Annotated in this window: 14 protein-coding genes and 1 pseudogene; 5 read left to right on the forward strand and 10 right to left on the reverse strand. The window is 72.1% G+C overall.

Annotated elements, in window-relative coordinates:
• Positions 1 to 355: 355 nt before the first annotated feature.
• Entirely contained in the window at positions 356 to 2,116 is a 1,761-nt protein-coding gene (locus ABZZ20_RS20730) for a S8 family serine peptidase (RefSeq protein WP_356871518.1), read from the forward strand.
• 148 nt (positions 2,117 to 2,264) lie between these two features.
• Here ABZZ20_RS20730 and ABZZ20_RS20735 read toward each other — a convergent pair whose 3' ends face one another.
• The 3 genes from ABZZ20_RS20735 to ABZZ20_RS20745 form a co-directional block, all read right to left on the reverse strand.
• Positions 2,265 to 2,939, reverse strand: a complete 675-nt coding sequence (locus ABZZ20_RS20735; RefSeq protein ID WP_356871606.1) for a (2Fe-2S)-binding protein — start codon at positions 2,937 to 2,939, stop codon at positions 2,265 to 2,267.
• 90 nt (positions 2,940 to 3,029) lie between these two features.
• Positions 3,030 to 4,265, reverse strand: coding sequence for an MFS transporter (locus ABZZ20_RS20740; RefSeq protein WP_356871520.1), 1,236 nt, complete (start codon positions 4,263 to 4,265; stop codon positions 3,030 to 3,032).
• A gap of 31 nt (positions 4,266 to 4,296) precedes the next feature.
• Positions 4,297 to 4,599 carry an alpha/beta fold hydrolase gene (locus ABZZ20_RS20745; protein ID WP_356871608.1) on the reverse strand — a complete coding sequence of 101 codons (303 nt, stop codon included), beginning with the start codon at positions 4,597 to 4,599 and terminating at the stop codon, positions 4,297 to 4,299.
• Positions 4,600 to 4,899: 300 nt separating this feature from the next.
• Between ABZZ20_RS20745 and ABZZ20_RS20750 the strand changes: the two genes are divergently transcribed.
• Positions 4,900 to 5,586 (forward strand): GNAT family protein, encoded by a 687-nt coding sequence (locus ABZZ20_RS20750; protein WP_356871522.1) that lies wholly within the window; start codon positions 4,900 to 4,902, stop codon positions 5,584 to 5,586.
• 60 nt (positions 5,587 to 5,646) lie between these two features.
• Here the strand turns inward: ABZZ20_RS20750 and ABZZ20_RS20755 are convergent, their stop codons facing one another.
• The 3 genes from ABZZ20_RS20755 to ABZZ20_RS20765 are packed head-to-tail and all read right to left on the reverse strand — an operon-like array spanning position 5,647 to position 8,925.
• Positions 5,647 to 6,672 (reverse strand): TolB-like translocation protein, encoded by a 1,026-nt coding sequence (locus tag ABZZ20_RS20755; RefSeq protein ID WP_356871524.1) that lies wholly within the window; start codon positions 6,670 to 6,672, stop codon positions 5,647 to 5,649.
• A 28-nt stretch (positions 6,673 to 6,700) separates the two neighbouring features.
• Positions 6,701 to 8,041 (reverse strand): MFS transporter, encoded by a 1,341-nt coding sequence (locus ABZZ20_RS20760; RefSeq protein ID WP_356871526.1) that lies wholly within the window; start codon positions 8,039 to 8,041, stop codon positions 6,701 to 6,703.
• A gap of 2 nt (positions 8,042 to 8,043) precedes the next feature.
• The gene (locus tag ABZZ20_RS20765; protein ID WP_356871528.1) at positions 8,044 to 8,925 is read right to left on the reverse strand and encodes an alkaline phosphatase family protein; all 882 of its coding nucleotides are present in this window, start codon (positions 8,923 to 8,925) and stop codon (positions 8,044 to 8,046) included.
• Positions 8,926 to 9,184: 259 nt separating this feature from the next.
• Between ABZZ20_RS20765 and ABZZ20_RS20770 the strand changes: the two genes are divergently transcribed.
• Positions 9,185 to 10,423: an alpha/beta hydrolase-fold protein gene (locus ABZZ20_RS20770; protein WP_356871530.1), complete on the forward strand. Its 1,239-nt coding sequence runs from the start codon at positions 9,185 to 9,187 to the stop codon at positions 10,421 to 10,423.
• Here ABZZ20_RS20770 and ABZZ20_RS20775 read toward each other — a convergent pair.
• Positions 10,401 to 11,858 (reverse strand): carboxylesterase family protein, encoded by a 1,458-nt coding sequence (locus ABZZ20_RS20775; RefSeq protein ID WP_356871532.1) that lies wholly within the window; start codon positions 11,856 to 11,858, stop codon positions 10,401 to 10,403. The genes ABZZ20_RS20770 and ABZZ20_RS20775 overlap by 23 nt on opposite strands.
• Positions 11,859 to 11,999: 141 nt before the next feature.
• On the opposite strand from ABZZ20_RS20775, the gene ABZZ20_RS20780 reads away from it, so the two are divergent.
• Entirely contained in the window at positions 12,000 to 12,350 is a 351-nt protein-coding gene (locus ABZZ20_RS20780; protein ID WP_356871534.1) for a hypothetical protein, read from the forward strand.
• Between the two features lie 81 nt (positions 12,351 to 12,431).
• Positions 12,432 to 12,707, forward strand: coding sequence for a chaplin (locus ABZZ20_RS20785; protein WP_356871536.1), 276 nt, complete (start codon positions 12,432 to 12,434; stop codon positions 12,705 to 12,707).
• A 131-nt stretch (positions 12,708 to 12,838) separates the two neighbouring features.
• On the opposite strand, the gene ABZZ20_RS20790 is transcribed toward ABZZ20_RS20785, so the two are convergent.
• The 3 genes and pseudogenes from ABZZ20_RS20790 to ABZZ20_RS20800 all read right to left on the reverse strand — a co-directional run.
• Positions 12,839 to 13,702, reverse strand: a complete 864-nt coding sequence (locus ABZZ20_RS20790) for a tyrosinase family protein (RefSeq protein ID WP_356871538.1) — start codon at positions 13,700 to 13,702, stop codon at positions 12,839 to 12,841.
• 34 nt (positions 13,703 to 13,736) lie between these two features.
• Positions 13,737 to 14,102, reverse strand: a complete 366-nt coding sequence (locus ABZZ20_RS20795) for a tyrosinase family oxidase copper chaperone (protein ID WP_356871540.1) — start codon at positions 14,100 to 14,102, stop codon at positions 13,737 to 13,739.
• Positions 14,103 to 14,161: 59 nt separating this feature from the next.
• Positions 14,162 to 14,483: pseudogene (locus ABZZ20_RS20800) on the reverse strand (GNAT family N-acetyltransferase); the annotation flags it as partial.
• Positions 14,484 to 14,528 lie beyond the last annotated feature (45 nt).

Consider the following 14,528-nt stretch of genomic DNA (forward strand, 5'->3'; position numbering starts at 1 on the left):
CGGGCGCCCGTCGCGGGCCGACCGGGCAGGGCTCGCCCCCACGGTGCCCAGCCCGGTCGGCCCCACTCCCGCCCCCTCCCACATCCCCCGCCCGCGTCTGCTCCCGCATCCGGAAGCAACCGCTCCTGCGACGAGGACGCGACCCGCGGACCAGGCCGCCACCACAACATCGCTTTTCGGCCACCGGCCTGCGAAGTGTCCTGCGGTAAAAGGTACTTCCATACCGGGGCACGCGTCTGACATCTTGCGTCCACCACTCGTTTCGTACGGCCCGGTAGGTGCTATCAGCACCACCGGGCCGTCTTCGGAGGACGCATTGATACCCCACATATCCAGCCGACCTCGACGTAGTCTCGTGCTGGCCGCCACCCTCGGCGCCGCACTCGCCTTCGGGGCCCCCGCCGCGCTCGCCGGCACCGCCCCCGTCTCCCCTTCCGCTCCCGCCAAGAGCGCGGCCAAGGCCGCCCCCGCGGCGCCGACTTCCCAGAGTGCGACCTGGGTTGCCGGCACCCGCGCCTACCTGGTGATCACCACCCCTGGTGACAGCACCGCGGTGCGCTCGGCCGTTGCCGCCAACGGCGGCACCGTCTTCTCCAACTTCGACGCCATCGGCGTGATCGTCGCCCACTCGGCCTCCGCCAACTTCGCCGCGACGATGCGCGGCGTCAGCGGGGTCCAGCAGGTCGGCGCCACCCGCACCTCGGACGTCCCGGCCGATGCCTACAACCCGGCGCTGCCCGCCAACCCGGCGCAGGCGACGACCCCGACCGGCGAGCCCGTCCGCGCCGACATGAGCCAGATCAAGGCGGACCAGGCCTGGGCCGTCACCACCGGTTCCGCCTCGGTCAAGGTCGGCATCCTGGACACCGGTGTGGACGACCAGCACCAGGACCTGGCACCGAACTTCAACGCGGCCGACTCCGTCTCCTGCGCCTACGGCAAGCCCGACACCCGTACCGGCGCCTGGCGGGACGTGGACACCCACGGCACCCACGTGGCGGGCACCATCGCGGCGGCCAAGAACGGCAAGGGCGTCATCGGCGTGGCCCCGGGCGTGAAGATCTCCGCCGTCCGCGTCGCCGAGCCGGGCAACTCGTTCTTCTTCGCGGAGAACACCATCTGCGGCTTCGTGTGGGCCGGTGACCACGGCTTCAAGGTCACCAACAACAGCTACTACACGGACCCGTGGCAGTTCAACTGCCCCGACAACATCGACCAGGCCGCCATCATCGAGGGCGTCAAGCGCGCCCAGGAGTACGCCGAGGGCAAGGGCTCGCTCCAGATCGCCGCCGCGGGCAACGAGGACTACGACCTCGCCCACAAGACGACCGACTCCGCGAGCCCGAACGACTCGACGCCGGTCACCCGCACCATCACCAACGCCTGCCTGGACATCCCGACCGAACTGCCGGGCGTGGTCACGGTCGCGGCGAACGGCACCGGCGTCACCAAGGCCTCGTTCTCCAACTACGGCCAGGGCGTCATCGACGTGGCGGCGCCGGGCAGCAACGTGTACTCCACGCTGCCGGGCGGCACGTACGGCAGCAAGAGCGGCACCTCGATGGCCACCCCGCACGTGGTGGGCGTCGCGGCCCTGCTCGCCAGCACCAACCCCGGCATCACCCCGGCGCAGATCCGCGAGAAGCTGGCCGCCCAGGCCAACGACATCGCCTGCCCCTCGGACACCCGCTGCACCGGGACGACGGCCAACAACTCCTTCTTCGGCGAGGGCCAGGTCGACGCGCTGAAGGCGGTCGGGGCCACCCCGCCGCCCGGGAAGTACTTCGAGAACATCGGCGACTTCGCGATCAACGACAACGCCACCGTGGAGAGCCCCATCACCGTCAGCGGGGTGACCGGCAACGCGCCGGCCACCCTCAAGGTGGGCGTGGACATCAAGCACACCTACATCGGTGACCTGAAGGTCGACCTCGTGGCCCCGGACGGCTCCGTCTACACGCTGAGCAACCGGTCCGGCGGCAGCACCGACAACATCATCCAGACCTTCACCGTCAACGCCTCCTCGGAGGTCGCGGGCGGTGTCTGGAAGCTCCGCGTGAACGACAACGCCAACGCGGACACCGGCAAGATCGACGCCTGGAACCTCACCTTCTGAGGCGTCCGCACGCGCGAGCACCACGCGCGCTGAAGCGCTGACGCCGCAGTACACCGGCGAGCCGGTCGGAGACGACGTCGCCGTGCTGTTCGCGGGGCCATCGGGGAGCAGTGCACTGCTCCCCGATGGCCCCGCCCTGCCGGCCCGACTACCTGGTCCGCAGCACGCAGTCCCCGCAGAGGCCGCCGCCGGGCACCTGGTAGTAGAGGCAGCAGCTGCGCCGCACGAAGGCCACCCCGAGGCCCTCTTCGTGGAGGAAGGTGCCGGTCCCGCCGAGCGGGCCGCCCTCGGCCAGCAGTTGCGCGGCCACGGACACCGCCGGGCCGCCCGGGACCCGGTCGATCAGCACCCGCACCGCCCCGACCAGGCCCGACGCGGCGTTCCCGCGCAGCACCTTCGGCGACACCGCGTACCGGGCCCGCAGGTCCGCGCCCAAGACCGCGAGGTTCCCCAGCACGTTCTCCCCGAGTTCCTCGACCGGCAGGGCCCCCCGACCGGGATCGGGCAGCCACAGCTCCAGCGACCCCGCCGCGGGCAACCTCCACCACACCCGGTCGACCCCCAGGTCCGGCACCCGCCCGCCGAGCGCGGCGCAGCCCAGCCCGAGCGACCACAGCCGCGAGGCGATCCCGAACTGTGCGGTCGATGCCGCCACGCGCCCGGCCCCGCTGCCGATCCGCCGTCCCACCTCGGCCACGTACTGCTGGAGCCGTTCCCCGTACAGCTCGCCCAGCGGCCGGAACCCGTCCCCGGGCGGCTCCTTCCCGTACGGCACGGTGAAGAACGGCCCGACGGCCGCGAGCCGGCGCAGTACGTCGTCCATCTCACACCCCGTACCCGTCGTCGGGCAGGGCGGGGTCCCCGTGGCCACGAGGCGGGCCGGTTGCGTCACGAAGTCCATGCGCGGATGATCTCAGGCGGCGACGGCCGCCGCGGGCCCGGTTCCCCGGTGGACCGCCCCGGCCCGGCGGACCGCCGGGCCCATCCCGTACGAGGCCGCCAGCAGGACCGCGCCGAGCAGCAGCCAGCCCGGGATCCCCCACAGCAGGAGCAGCGAGGTCAACAGCACCGGCCCCAGGGTCCGGGCGATCGGCACCCCGGTCCCGAAGAAGCCCTGGTACTGGCCGATGCGATCGGCCGGCGCCAACGAGAAGCCGATCTGCCAGGAGCCGGCGGATTGCCGCATCTCCGCGTCCGCCTGGAGCGCCGCGCCCGCGACGAGTAGCGCCGCGGCCGCCCATCGGGCCGCGGGCAGCGCGGAGAGGGCGAACACCACGCACGAGGCCGCCATGAGCAGACCGGACCGGCGGACCGCCCGTCGGGCGCCGTCGAGGTCGATCACCGGCCGGGCCGCCCGCACCTGGAACAGCATCACGGCCACGGTGTTGAGCACGAACAGAGCCGACACCAGCCAGCCGGGGGCACTCGTCCGCTGCACGATCCACAGCGGGATCGCCAGGCTCAGCAGCGGCATCCGCAGCAACAGGACCGCGTTCAGCAGCGTGACCAGCGCGTACGGCCGGTCGCGGAGCACCGCCAGCCGCGGTTCCCCGGCCGCGCGCTCCGGGACGGGGGCCACTGCGGGCAGCCGCAGCAGTACGGCGGCACAGAGCAGGAAGCCCGCCGCGTCCAGCACGAACACCGCGAGGTAGGACTGCTCCGTGCCGACGCTCAGGGCGAGTCCGCCGAGCGCCGCACCCAGCGCCAGGCCGGCGTTCAGCACGGACTGGAGGTGCGCCAGGACGCCCGTCCGCTCCTGGGGGGTCACGAGCCCCGCGAGCAGCGCCTGCCGGGCGGCCGCAAGCCCGCACTGGGCGGTGGCGTAGCCGACGGCGGCGAACAGGAAGGCCCAGAAGGAGCGGATGAACAGGAACGAGGAGACCGATGCGGCGGTGGCCAGCGCCAGCAGCACGGAGGTGCCGCGCGGGCCGCGCCGGTCGGCGAGCGCCCCTAGCGGAACGCTCGCGACCGAGCCGATCGCCCACGCGAGCGTCAGCCCGAGGCCGATCCGGGCGGGCGAGAGGCCGACCACCTGGGTGAAGTAGAGGGCCGAACACACGTAGTAGGCGCCGTCTCCGACAGAATTGCCCAGCTGGGCGGCGGCCAGCCGGCGCGGGGCTCCGGGCGGGGGCAGGATCCGTATCGTCACCGGTCCAGTGGACCAGTGGAGTGGCCCGCCATCATGGGCCAATGGAAGCTCCATCCATGGGGCCACTTCTGCCGTCCTCCAGTCCCGGCAGGTGCCCGGCCCCTTCGACGACCGTGAGTACCGAGTGCGGGACCAGCGCGTGTAGGGCGTGCGCCTCGGCGACCGGGGTGTAGACGTACGGGGCCATCGCGATCCGCCCACCCATGGACACACCGCCGACGACCGCTTGTTCGATGTCCAGGGCGTCGAGGAGAGCCGCGAGATCATCCGCGAAGTCAAGCGAGCAGGACTTTCCCGTGCCACGCCGGGCTTTCCCCGTATCACCGCAGGTCAGGGGCGATGACCCGGTGGCCGGCGGCCGTCAGGGCCGCCGTCCGGGGGGCTCACCGCGTGCGGTTGAACGGATGTCCGTGGATCAGGATTACGCGCTCCGCGGCCCGGGGACCAAAGTCATCGAAAAACATGGCCGCGGCGTTGCCAATTTGGGGGTTCATGAGAGGACGTTAACGAGCTACATTGAGCCACTCGCGTTCACCTGACAGCCCGTTGCCTTTCACTCGTGTTTTGCACGGGGGGCGACGTCAGGAGCGCAGACTGTGCAACCACCCCACCGCCCAGAAGGACCGAAGGCTCCGTGCCCGTACCCGTACTCCTCGCCGGCCGCACCGTGCGGCTCGAGCCCCTCGCCCCCCACCACACCGAGGCCTTGGCCGTGGCCGGGGCCGAGGATCGTACGACTTACGCCTTCACCCCCGTACCCCATGGGGTGCAGGCGTCCCACGAGTACATCGACCGCGCCCTCGCAGATCAGGCGGCGGGTCGATCACTCCCCTTCGCGGTGGTCAGAGCCACCGACGGCCGGGTCGTCGGTTCGACCCGGTTCCTGGAACTCGATTACTGGCAGGGACCCCTGGTGTGGCCCGCCGTGCCGGGCGTCCCGTTCGGGGATCCGGCAACGGCGATCCCCGATGCCGCCGAAATCGGCAATACCTGGCTGTCCCCGGGCGCCCAGGGGACGGGCATCAACACCGAGGCGAAGCTGCTCATGCTCCGCCATGCCTTCGAGACCTGGGGCGTCCGCCGCATCTCGCTGCGCGCCGACGCCCGTAACGGACGCTCGCGCGCGGCGATGGAGCGGCTCGGGTTCACCAGCGAGGGGGTCCGCCGGGCCCATTCGCGGGGGCTCGACGGCGCCGTGCGCAGTACCGCCTTCTACTCGATCCTCGACGAGGAGTGGCCGGCCGTACGGTCGATCATCGAGCTGAGGCTGTCCGCGGGAGCGCAGCGCAAGCGCCGCCGCAAGACGCTGATCCCTGCGTGACGCTCCTGCGTTCGGCGTAGCGGTCCTTCCGTCGGCCCTCGTCCCGCCTTCCTCGTGGTGTCAGCCGAGGAAGGCCGGGGCGAGGGCCGACGTCACCAGCCGGGCGGGAGTCCCGCTGCCGTCGGCCGGTACGGCGTACAGGTCGGCGCCGAAGTCGCCGGGAAGGGAGTAGACGACGGTCTTCTCGTCCGTCCACACCACCTGGTCGTCCACGCTGCGCCCTTCGGCGAGCGGGGTCTCCCGCATCGAGGCCAGGTCCAGGGCGTACAGCCGCCACGGGGCGTCGGGCGACAGGCCGGGCACCCGCTTCTTGAAGACCAGACGGGTCCCGTCGGGTGAGAGCGAGGGGCATTCCAGGTTCTCGCGGAGCGTGGTCACGGTGCGCTCGGCGAGGTCGCCGCGGACGAGGTAGGTCTGGCCGCCGGTGGCGAGCGTCGCGTAGAAGGTCCGTTCGTCGGTGGCGAAGGTCACGCCCCAGAAGTTCACGTCGGCGTTGCGGTACGTCGTGCCGTCCTTGCGGATCGTGAAGTCCTCCAGCGAGGGCTGGAACGCTCCGGTCCGCAGGTCGAGCAGCGAGGTCCGGGTGGAGAAGTTCGTCCCTGCGTACGAGTCCCCGCCGACGAAGACCGTCCAGGCGACGAGGTGTCCGCCGGGAGATACCCGGGCCCGGGTGGGGATGCCGGCCAGCGGGCGCGCGGAAACCTCCTTGAGACGGGCGTCGAGGACGACGGCGCGGTAGCTCTCCTGCACCCCGCCCTGGTCGGCCTGGAGGCAGATCCCGGTGCCGGCCGCCGAGTGGAAGCGCAGGCAGCTGACGCCGGAGGCGGTACGCGGGCCCTCGGGCGCGTCGGCCGGGACGGTGGCGAGTTCGTCGCGGTGCGGCCCCCACGCCATGTTCCGGAAGACGATCCGCTGCCCGCCGCCCGGGGACAGGGACACCTCGCCCCGGCTGACCTGTGGCCCGCCGGCCCGGGTCTGGTTCTTCTCCTCGGCCCGCGAGGCGGCCCGTACGACGGCGAGCACCCCCACCGCGGCGAGCAGCACGGCAACGCAGAGGAGGATCATGATCCGGCGTTGGAAGGTCATGGGGGCCTTTCGGGGAGGTGGGGGGCGCTCAGGCGTCCGCTGCCGTCGAGACGCCGCGTGCCCCGGCGGGCGCCCCGTCCGCGGGGCGCAGCCGGGCACAGCCGGCGACCGCTGCCGCGAGCAGGGCCGCCGCGACCGCGAGCGCCGGGCGGGCGCCCCAGACGGTCCAGGCGGCGCCGAAGCCGAGTGAGGCGGCGAAGCGGGCGAGGGCCTGGCCGGTCTGGACGAGGGCGAGGCCGCCGCCGCGGTGCTCCTCGGGCACGGCTCCGGCCGCCGCGGCCATCAGGACGCCGTCCGTGGCGGCGTAGAAACCGCCGTGGAGCAGGAGCACGGCGTACGGCAGGAGGGGGTGTTGCCCGGGCGGCCCGCCCGCGAGGAGGAGCCCGTACGCGAGGAGCAGCGCGAGGTGGCCGCCGAGGAAGACGCGCCAACGGCCGATCCGGTCGGCGAGCCGCCCGAGCGGCAGCGCGAGCAGGAAGAACGCGCCGGCGGTGCCCAGCGGCAGCAGTGCGAACCAGCGGTCCGCGATCCCGGTGGCGCGCTGGAGCAGGAGGAAGACGAAGGCGTCGCTGACGGTGCACAGTCCGAGCACGAGCGCCCACAGGCTGATCCGGCGCAGGTCCCGCCGGCCCAGGAGGCCGAGGGAAGCCCTCAGGGACACGGGCTCGGCCCGGGCGGCGGACTCGGTATGGCGGCCGGGCACGAAGAGGACCAGCACGAGCACGCCGAGGGCGGCGATGCAGGCGCTGACCGTGAAGACGGCGTCGTAACCGTCGGCGGCGCCGCGCAGGACCAGGAAGGCGAGGATCGGGCCGATCAGGGCGCCCGCGGTGTCCATGGCCCGGTGCACCCCGAAGGCCCGGCCGCGGTCCTCGGGGGCGGCGGCCAGGGAGATCAGCGCATCGCGCGGGGCGGTGCGCAGGCCCTTGCCGGTGCGGTCGAGAGCGAGGACCGCGCCGATGGCGGGGAGGGTGTGCGCGAGCAGCAGCAGCGGCTTGCACAGGGCCGAGAGGCCGTAGCCGAGGCCGGCGAGGGCCTTGTGGCGGCCGAAGCGGTCGCCGAGGTGACCTCCGGTGAGGCGGACCAGGGCGCTGATGCCGTTGTAGAGCCCGTCGAGCAGCCCGAAGCCGAGCGGGGTGAGGCCGAGGCCGACGACGAGGTAGAGCGGGAGCACGGCGGTGACCATCTCGGAGGAGACGTCGGTGATCAGGCTGACCGTGCCGAGGGCGAGCACCGTGGGGGCGAGGGCGGCGCGCCGCCCCGGGTGGGAGGCGCCCCCAGCGTTGGCTGGGGGCGCGCCCGGGGCGACGGTCCGCGGCTCGGGGGTCACGGCGGGCGCGGGCGTGCCGCGACTGTCCGCAACGTACATGGTCAGGAAGTCCAGATCCCGGTGATGTCCTTGGCGGTGGCCGCGTTCCCCGCGTGGGTGGTCAGGCCGGCGAGGCCCTCCAGGGTGCGCAGCATGTCGTAGTGGTTGTAGGTGGTGCTCGTCGTGCTGCCGGGGGTGACGGGCTGGCCGTAGAGCACGGTCGGGATCTTGTTGCCGGCGAGCCGGTTGTCCTCGTCGAAGGTGACGACGAGGAGGCTGTTGTGGGTCTTGGCCCAGTCCGCGTAGGCCTTGAGGTTGTTCTTGAGCCAGGTGTCGCCGGTGCCGACGGAGCAGTCGTGCATGTCGTTGCACAGGTTCGGGATGACGAAGGACACCTTGGGCAGGGTGGTGTAGTCCGTCGGGAACTGGGTCATGGTCTTGGCCGTGCTGGTGGGGACGTTGGAGAAGGCGAACCACGGGTTGTGCTTGCGTGCGTACGTGCCGCTGCTGCACGTGGTGGAGCCCTGGCTGGGGAGCGTCTCGTTGTAGCTGGCCCAGGTCTTGCCCGCGGCGAGCAACTCGGAGGCCAGGTTGGGCGCGGAGCTGAAGCCGGGCGTGTAGCAGCTGTCGCTGGTGACGCCCTGGTGGGAACCCGAGAAGAGCTGGAGGTAGTTGGGCTGGCTGGGGTGGGTGATGCCGTACGACCGCGTGAGGTTGGCACCCCCGCTCTTGAGGGAGTTGATGTACGGGGCGCTGGAGCTGCCGATGACCTGGCTGTAGGCGTGGTTCTCGAAGACCACGACGACGACGTGGTCGGGGGCCGGGAGCCCGGCCGCGTGCGCGGGTTGGGCGGCAACGGTGCCGGCCCACAGGGCCGCGCCGGCGGCCGTGAGGCCGAAGGCGGTGGCGAGGGCGGCCTTGCGGGCGGAACGTGAAGTGGTCATGCCAAACACGGAAAGTACCTCCGGGCATGGGGGGTCTGGGGGCGGCGCGGACGCACCATACCCAGAGGCGTGTGCATGGGCCAGGGACGGTCGGCCAACGGACGGGGAACTCCGGTGGCCCTCTGGGTGTTCGGCAATGGCCTGCCTTAGTGAAGGCCAAGAGATGGAAAAAATCGGAACCCAGGACCACGTAGGCTCATCTTTCGATCAGACGAGACCACCCCCCGACGGGGCAGCACCAGCCGGAGAGCAACCGCACATGTCGTACTCACCCGACGGACAGCACCAGCCGTACCGGTCGGAAGGGCAGTACCAGCAGCAGCCCTACGGCACTTCGTACGCGCAGCCGTACGAACCGCAACAGCATCACGAGCCCCCGTACGGTCCGCCACGCCCGCCGTACCAGGACCCGGAGGAGCCCGAGTACGACCAGCGACGGCCGCGCCGGGGGCGGCGCTGGCTGATCGCGGGCGTTTCCGTCCTCGCGCTCGCCGGTATAGCCGCCGGAGTGATGTACCACTTCGAGATACCCCCCTTCACCGACAAGGGCAAGGACGTCTCCTTCGGGCAACCCGCCGCGGGCAAGGCGGGCGGCACCGGCGGGGCCACCAAGCCGGCCGCCAACTCCAAGGCCCTGATGCCCACGGGACCGGCGTCCGAGTTCAAGAACTCGATGACCCTCGCCGACGGCACCCACGTGGCCGTCACCACGCTGGACGGCAAGAAGTCCGGCTTCAAGGGCAAGGTGTGGGTGTGGGCGCCCAAGGAGTACAACGACCCCAAGTTCGCCAAGAGCGGCTTCCCGGTCATGATCGCCCTACCCGGTGGTGCCGGCTACCCGACCAACTACTGGATGGGCACCGACCTGGGCCTCCAGACCAGCATCAGCAAGTGGTACGCCGAGGGCAAGAGCAAGCCCTTCATCCTGGCGATGCCCGTGCTGAACCCGGCCGGTGACGAGAAGGGCATCTACTGGGACGGCTCCGACATCCCCGGCCAGCCCAAGATGGGCACCTGGCTCACCGAGGACGTGCCGGACCTGATGAAGGCGAACTTCCGCACCATCAAGTCCCGTGACGGCTGGGCGTACATGGGCTCCTCCACCGGCGGCTTCGCGAGCCTGAAGGCAGTGCTGCAGCACCCGGACAAGTTCAAGGCCGCGATCTGCTCCGGCCCGGACATCGTGCCCGACTCCTCCCTCTGGAAGGGCCACGACAAGGAGAAGGCCGAGAACAATCCGGAGCTGCTGGCGAAGGCCCTGATCGACAAGAAGGGCAGCCCGGACGTCTACCTCGCCTTCCAGGTCGGCGACAACGAGAACAACAAGAAGACGCTGCCCGACGTGCAGAAGTTCGTCGCGACCTACGGCAAGGGGCCGATCCACACCAGCCTGAGGGTCATTCCCGGCGGCCAGCACAACGCCAAGACCTACGTGCCGAACATGGCCGAGGGACCCATCCAGTTCATCAGCAAGGTCATGGAAGGACCGGTGGAGTAACCGCCGGCTCGAACGCCTCCTCCGGCTGCGGCCCGCCGAACACCATCGGCGGGCCGTTGCCGTCCCAGGCCGCCCAACCCGGGTTCCCGGTCACGGCAAAGCGCACCCACGCCGCGTGCATCCGGTCGGCCAGCTCCTGCGGGGCGTCCGGCCCGGCCAACCAGGAGGACTCCGGCACGTCCAGCGTGTCGAACACGAAGCCCAGCTCCAGGGCGTGGCAGGAGCCCAGGCCCGGAAGTCCGGAGGGCCAGCCGAACTCGTACAGGAAGCTGGAGGCCGTCCGCCGCGAGCCCGCGAGCCGGCGCAGCGGGTCGCGCAGCATCCGGTCGGTGAGCAGGTGCCCCACAAGCTCGGCGGGGCTCGCTCCGGGCCGTGCGGCACGTAGTTCCCTTACGGCGGCCCGGTCCTTGCCGGTGCGGGCACGGGCCAGCGCCACGGCGAGCGGCCCGAGCCGGTCCAGCAGCTTCATCCCGCCGGTCGGCGCGAGCCAGAGCCGGTACTCCTCGGTGGTCCAGCCCAGCAGCAGCGGGACCCCGTGGCGGGCGGCAGCCGCCTCCAGCGGGTCGCCGGGGAGCGTGTCCGGGTCGACGACCAGGCCGAAGGCGGGGCCGCCGACGAGCGGAGAGGAGCGTCGGAGGACGGCGCCCTGCGCCGCGAGCAGGTCGGGCAGGGCGGTGGCGGCGAAGGCCTGCGCCGTCGCGGGGACCTTCAGCAGGGAGGCCATCCGCCGGACCATGGTGCGCACCCGGTCACGGGGCAGCACCTCGGGGGCGCCGCTCTGCAGGACCGCCTGCGCGAAGAGCCCGGCGGTGCGCGGGGCGCCCAGCAGGGCGCCGACGCTGATGGCTCCGGCGGACTCCCCGAAGACGGTCACGCGGTCGGGGTCTCCGCCGAAGGCCTCGATGTTCTCCCGGACCCAGGTCAGGGCGCTGATCTGGTCGAGCAGGCCGCGGTTGGCCGGCGCGTCGGGGAAGAGCCCGTAGCCGAGGACGCCGAGGCGGTAGTTGACCGAGACGAGCACCACCCCGTCGCGGGCGAAGGCGGAGCCGTCGTAGACGGGAACGGCCGAGGAGCCGCGGGTGAGCGCCCCGCCGTGGAACCACACCATGACGGGCAGCCGCGCCCCGGGGGCCGGTGCGGGGGTCCAGACGTTGAGGTTCAGGCAGTCGTCCCCGGGGACCTCGGGATCGGGCAGCAGGGCGGCGAACTTCTGCGGGTAGGGCACCTTGGGCGCGGTGGGGCCGAAGGCACCGGCGTCGCGCACGCCGTCCCAGGGAGCCGGGGGCGCGGGCGCAGCGAACCGGAGGGCACCCACGGGCGGGGCGGCGTACGGGACGCCCCGGAAGACGGCGGTCCCGTCCGGCCCGGTCCGGCCTTCGACCATGCCGTATCCGGTCCTGACCCGGGGTCGGCCGCTGCCGCCCGTCGTGCCCATCGTTCCTCCGTGGACCGTCTCGTAGAACCGCGTCCGGTGAAGCCGGTGAATCCAGTGTTCCGCATCCCGGGCACGGTCGCACACGCCTGCGAAGGGTGACAAGGCGTGACCCGCCCCGGGGCGGGCCGGGTTGGACCGGGCATGCGAACCATGCGTATCCACTCCGGCGTCCGCGGCCTCGTCCGGGCCGGCTCGGTCCCGCTGCTCCTGCTCGTGGCCGCGGGCGCGGCGCAGGCGGCCGGGCCCGACCTCCAGTACGTGGGCCGGGACGACCGGGTCCACGGGCTGAGCGCCCCACAGGGCTGTGTGGAGGCGAGCGGCGGCGGTTCCCGGGCGGTCACCAACTCGACCCGGGGGACGGCGACCTTCTACCGGGAGCCGGGCTGCGCGGGACATCCGGTGGCGGTGCTCCAGCCGGGTGCCGTGGGCCAGATCAAGCCGTACTTCGCCTCCGTGCGGTTTCCCGTCACCACGACGGCCCAGCGGCCGTGACCCCTGAGCTCCCCCTGCGTTGTACGACATGTCAAATGCCGCAGCTCCCTGCGGCGCCCCCATTCTCACGAGGAGATCTTGATGTCGCGAATCGCGAAGGCAGTCGCCGTCACCGCTGTTGCCGGTAGCGCCCTGGCCGCCGGTGCCGGGCTGGCCGTCGCCGATGCCGGAGCGCAGGGTGCGGCGGTCGGCTCCCCCGGTGTCCTCTCGGGCAACCTCCTGCAGGTCCCGGTGCACGTCCCGGTCAACGTCTGCGGCAACTCCGTGAACGCGGCCGGTCTGCTGAACCCGGCGTTCGGCAACACCTGCATCAACCAGTCGGGCGGCGAGCACCACACCGATGGCTACGGCGGCTGATCTCCTGCGCCCGTCGGCCTGACCGGCCGGACCTGAGAGGCCCTGAGGGCCCCCGCCACCGGGCGGGGGCCCTTCTCCGTGCGTCCCCAGCGGTGGGGTCACGGGCGGTGTGGACCGCGCGTGGGTGCGGGTCATTCGTACCGGTATACGCCCCGGTGGCTGAGCATGTCGCGCGGAGTGACTCCCCACGGGGGCATCGGCTCGTCGAGCGCGATCACGCGACCGCGCTGGAGGTCGCCCAGTCGCAGCGGAGCGGCGGGCAGGTAGCCCGAGCCGGGGTGCTTCTGCTGCCAGCGGTCCCAGAGCAGGTCCACGAAGGCGTGGTGCAGCCAGAACGCGGGGTCGTTGGGTGCCGTACCACCCGTCATGTGGCCGCCGATCCACTGGTGGACCTTGTTGTGGTTGCGCCACCGCTCGCTCTTCGGAGCGGCCCAGCCTTCGAGCTTGTTGCGGAAGCCGCCCTCGCGTGCCGTGGAGTCCCAGGGCGAGGTGTCGTACGTGGGATCGTCCAGCGCCCACTGGAGCTCGGCAGCGGTGGGCAGGGCGATCGGGTTCTGCGGCCGGCCGAGGTTACGGGTGAGGAAACGGGCCTCCGTGATGCCCACCGTGACCTCCCAGTTGCCCTTCTCGTAGGCGAAGGGGCCGGTCATCACCCGGCGGTCGCTCGCGCGGCCCGTACCGCCGAGGAAGTCCTCGGCCCAGAGGGAGGAGACCGGGCTCCTGTCCGCGGTCCAGTCCCAGTACGGGACCGAGACGCCCGGGGCGACGTCCTGCAGCAACCGCTCGAACTGGAGCAGGTAGCGCCGGTGCCAGGGGAAGAACGACGGGGACATGTGCCCCACGCGCAGCTTGCTGTCCCGGTCGGGCACGAAGTACTTGTCGTGGGTGCGTACCAGTTCGTCGTACGCGCCGTGGCGCTTGAGCTCCAGTACGGCCGCCGTGAACCGCCGCTTCTGGGCGCTGGTCAGGTTCTTCTGGTTCTGCCGGGTGTACATGCGGGGTTGCTCCCGTTCCGTCCTGGTCGGTCCGTCAGCCGTGGTGCGGTGCCGCGAGCGCCAGCTGGTTCGTGCCCAGTTCGTCGACGGCGGCGCGGGCAAGTTCCAACGGGGTCTCGAAGGACTGGAAGTGGTTGATCCCGCTCAGGTAACTGCCGTCCGCGCGGCGCATGACGTGCAGGGGGCGGCCGTCGATGCGGACCCCGGCCAGGTCGACGGCGATGTGCCGGCCGCGGTACGTCTCCTCGGCGAGCGGGGCCGGGGTGAGGGTCTGCCGGGGCCCCCGGGCACGCAGTACGGGCGCCAGTGCCGCGGCGGTGCCTGCGAGCACCGCCGCGGCGAAGGCCGTACGAAGGACCGTGCGGCGGGTGAGTGCTGCGGAGGCGGGTGTGCTGTACATACGGTCTCCCTCGCTCGGTGGTCCGCGCTACGGGGTCTAACGCGGCGCGGCGGGCGAGGTCACCTCGGCGGCTGGGGGTGCTTGGAGAAGAGTGTGGTGGGGTGCAGGCGTCCGGCCGGGTCGCTGGCGTAGTCGGGGATGGTGCCGGCCTCGGTCCAACCGGCGGACCGGTAGACGCGCTCGACACCGCTGCCCGTCTCGGTGTCGAGGAACAGCAGCACCACCCCGGCCCGGGCCGCGGCCCCTTCGGCCTCGGCGAGCAGTGCACGGGCGGGTCCCGCGACCGCGGGCCCCGGGGTGGACCATCAGCTTGCGCAGCTCGGCACGGTGGCGGCCGTTGGGCTTGGGTTCCCGGTACCAGCTGACCGTGCCGTCGATCCGGCCGTCGTCGCCGGCCGTGCCCGGCGGGGGCGGACCCCGAGCACG

The organism is Streptomyces sp. NPDC006430 (genome assembly GCF_040612395.1).
GTDB lineage: Bacteria > Actinomycetota > Actinomycetes > Streptomycetales > Streptomycetaceae > Streptomyces.

Excerpts from the sequence above, each read along its gene's own strand:
- ABZZ20_RS20735 (WP_356871606.1), bottom strand. The coding sequence starts at position 2,939 with ATGGACGACGTACTGCGCCGGCTCGCGGCCGTCGGGCCGTTCTTCACC.
- ABZZ20_RS20755 (WP_356871524.1), bottom strand. The coding sequence starts at position 6,672 with ATGACCTTCCAACGCCGGATCATGATCCTCCTCTGCGTTGCCGTGCTG.
- ABZZ20_RS20760 (WP_356871526.1), bottom strand. The coding sequence starts at position 8,041 with ATGTACGTTGCGGACAGTCGCGGCACGCCCGCGCCCGCCGTGACCCCC.
- ABZZ20_RS20765 (WP_356871528.1), bottom strand. The coding sequence starts at position 8,925 with ATGACCACTTCACGTTCCGCCCGCAAGGCCGCCCTCGCCACCGCCTTC.
- ABZZ20_RS20770 (WP_356871530.1), top strand. The coding sequence starts at position 9,185 with ATGTCGTACTCACCCGACGGACAGCACCAGCCGTACCGGTCGGAAGGG.
- ABZZ20_RS20775 (WP_356871532.1), bottom strand. The coding sequence starts at position 11,858 with ATGGGCACGACGGGCGGCAGCGGCCGACCCCGGGTCAGGACCGGATAC.
- ABZZ20_RS20780 (WP_356871534.1), top strand. The coding sequence starts at position 12,000 with ATGCGAACCATGCGTATCCACTCCGGCGTCCGCGGCCTCGTCCGGGCC.
- ABZZ20_RS20785 (WP_356871536.1), top strand. The coding sequence starts at position 12,432 with ATGTCGCGAATCGCGAAGGCAGTCGCCGTCACCGCTGTTGCCGGTAGC.
- ABZZ20_RS20790 (WP_356871538.1), bottom strand. The coding sequence starts at position 13,702 with ATGTACACCCGGCAGAACCAGAAGAACCTGACCAGCGCCCAGAAGCGG.
- ABZZ20_RS20795 (WP_356871540.1), bottom strand. The coding sequence starts at position 14,102 with ATGTACAGCACACCCGCCTCCGCAGCACTCACCCGCCGCACGGTCCTT.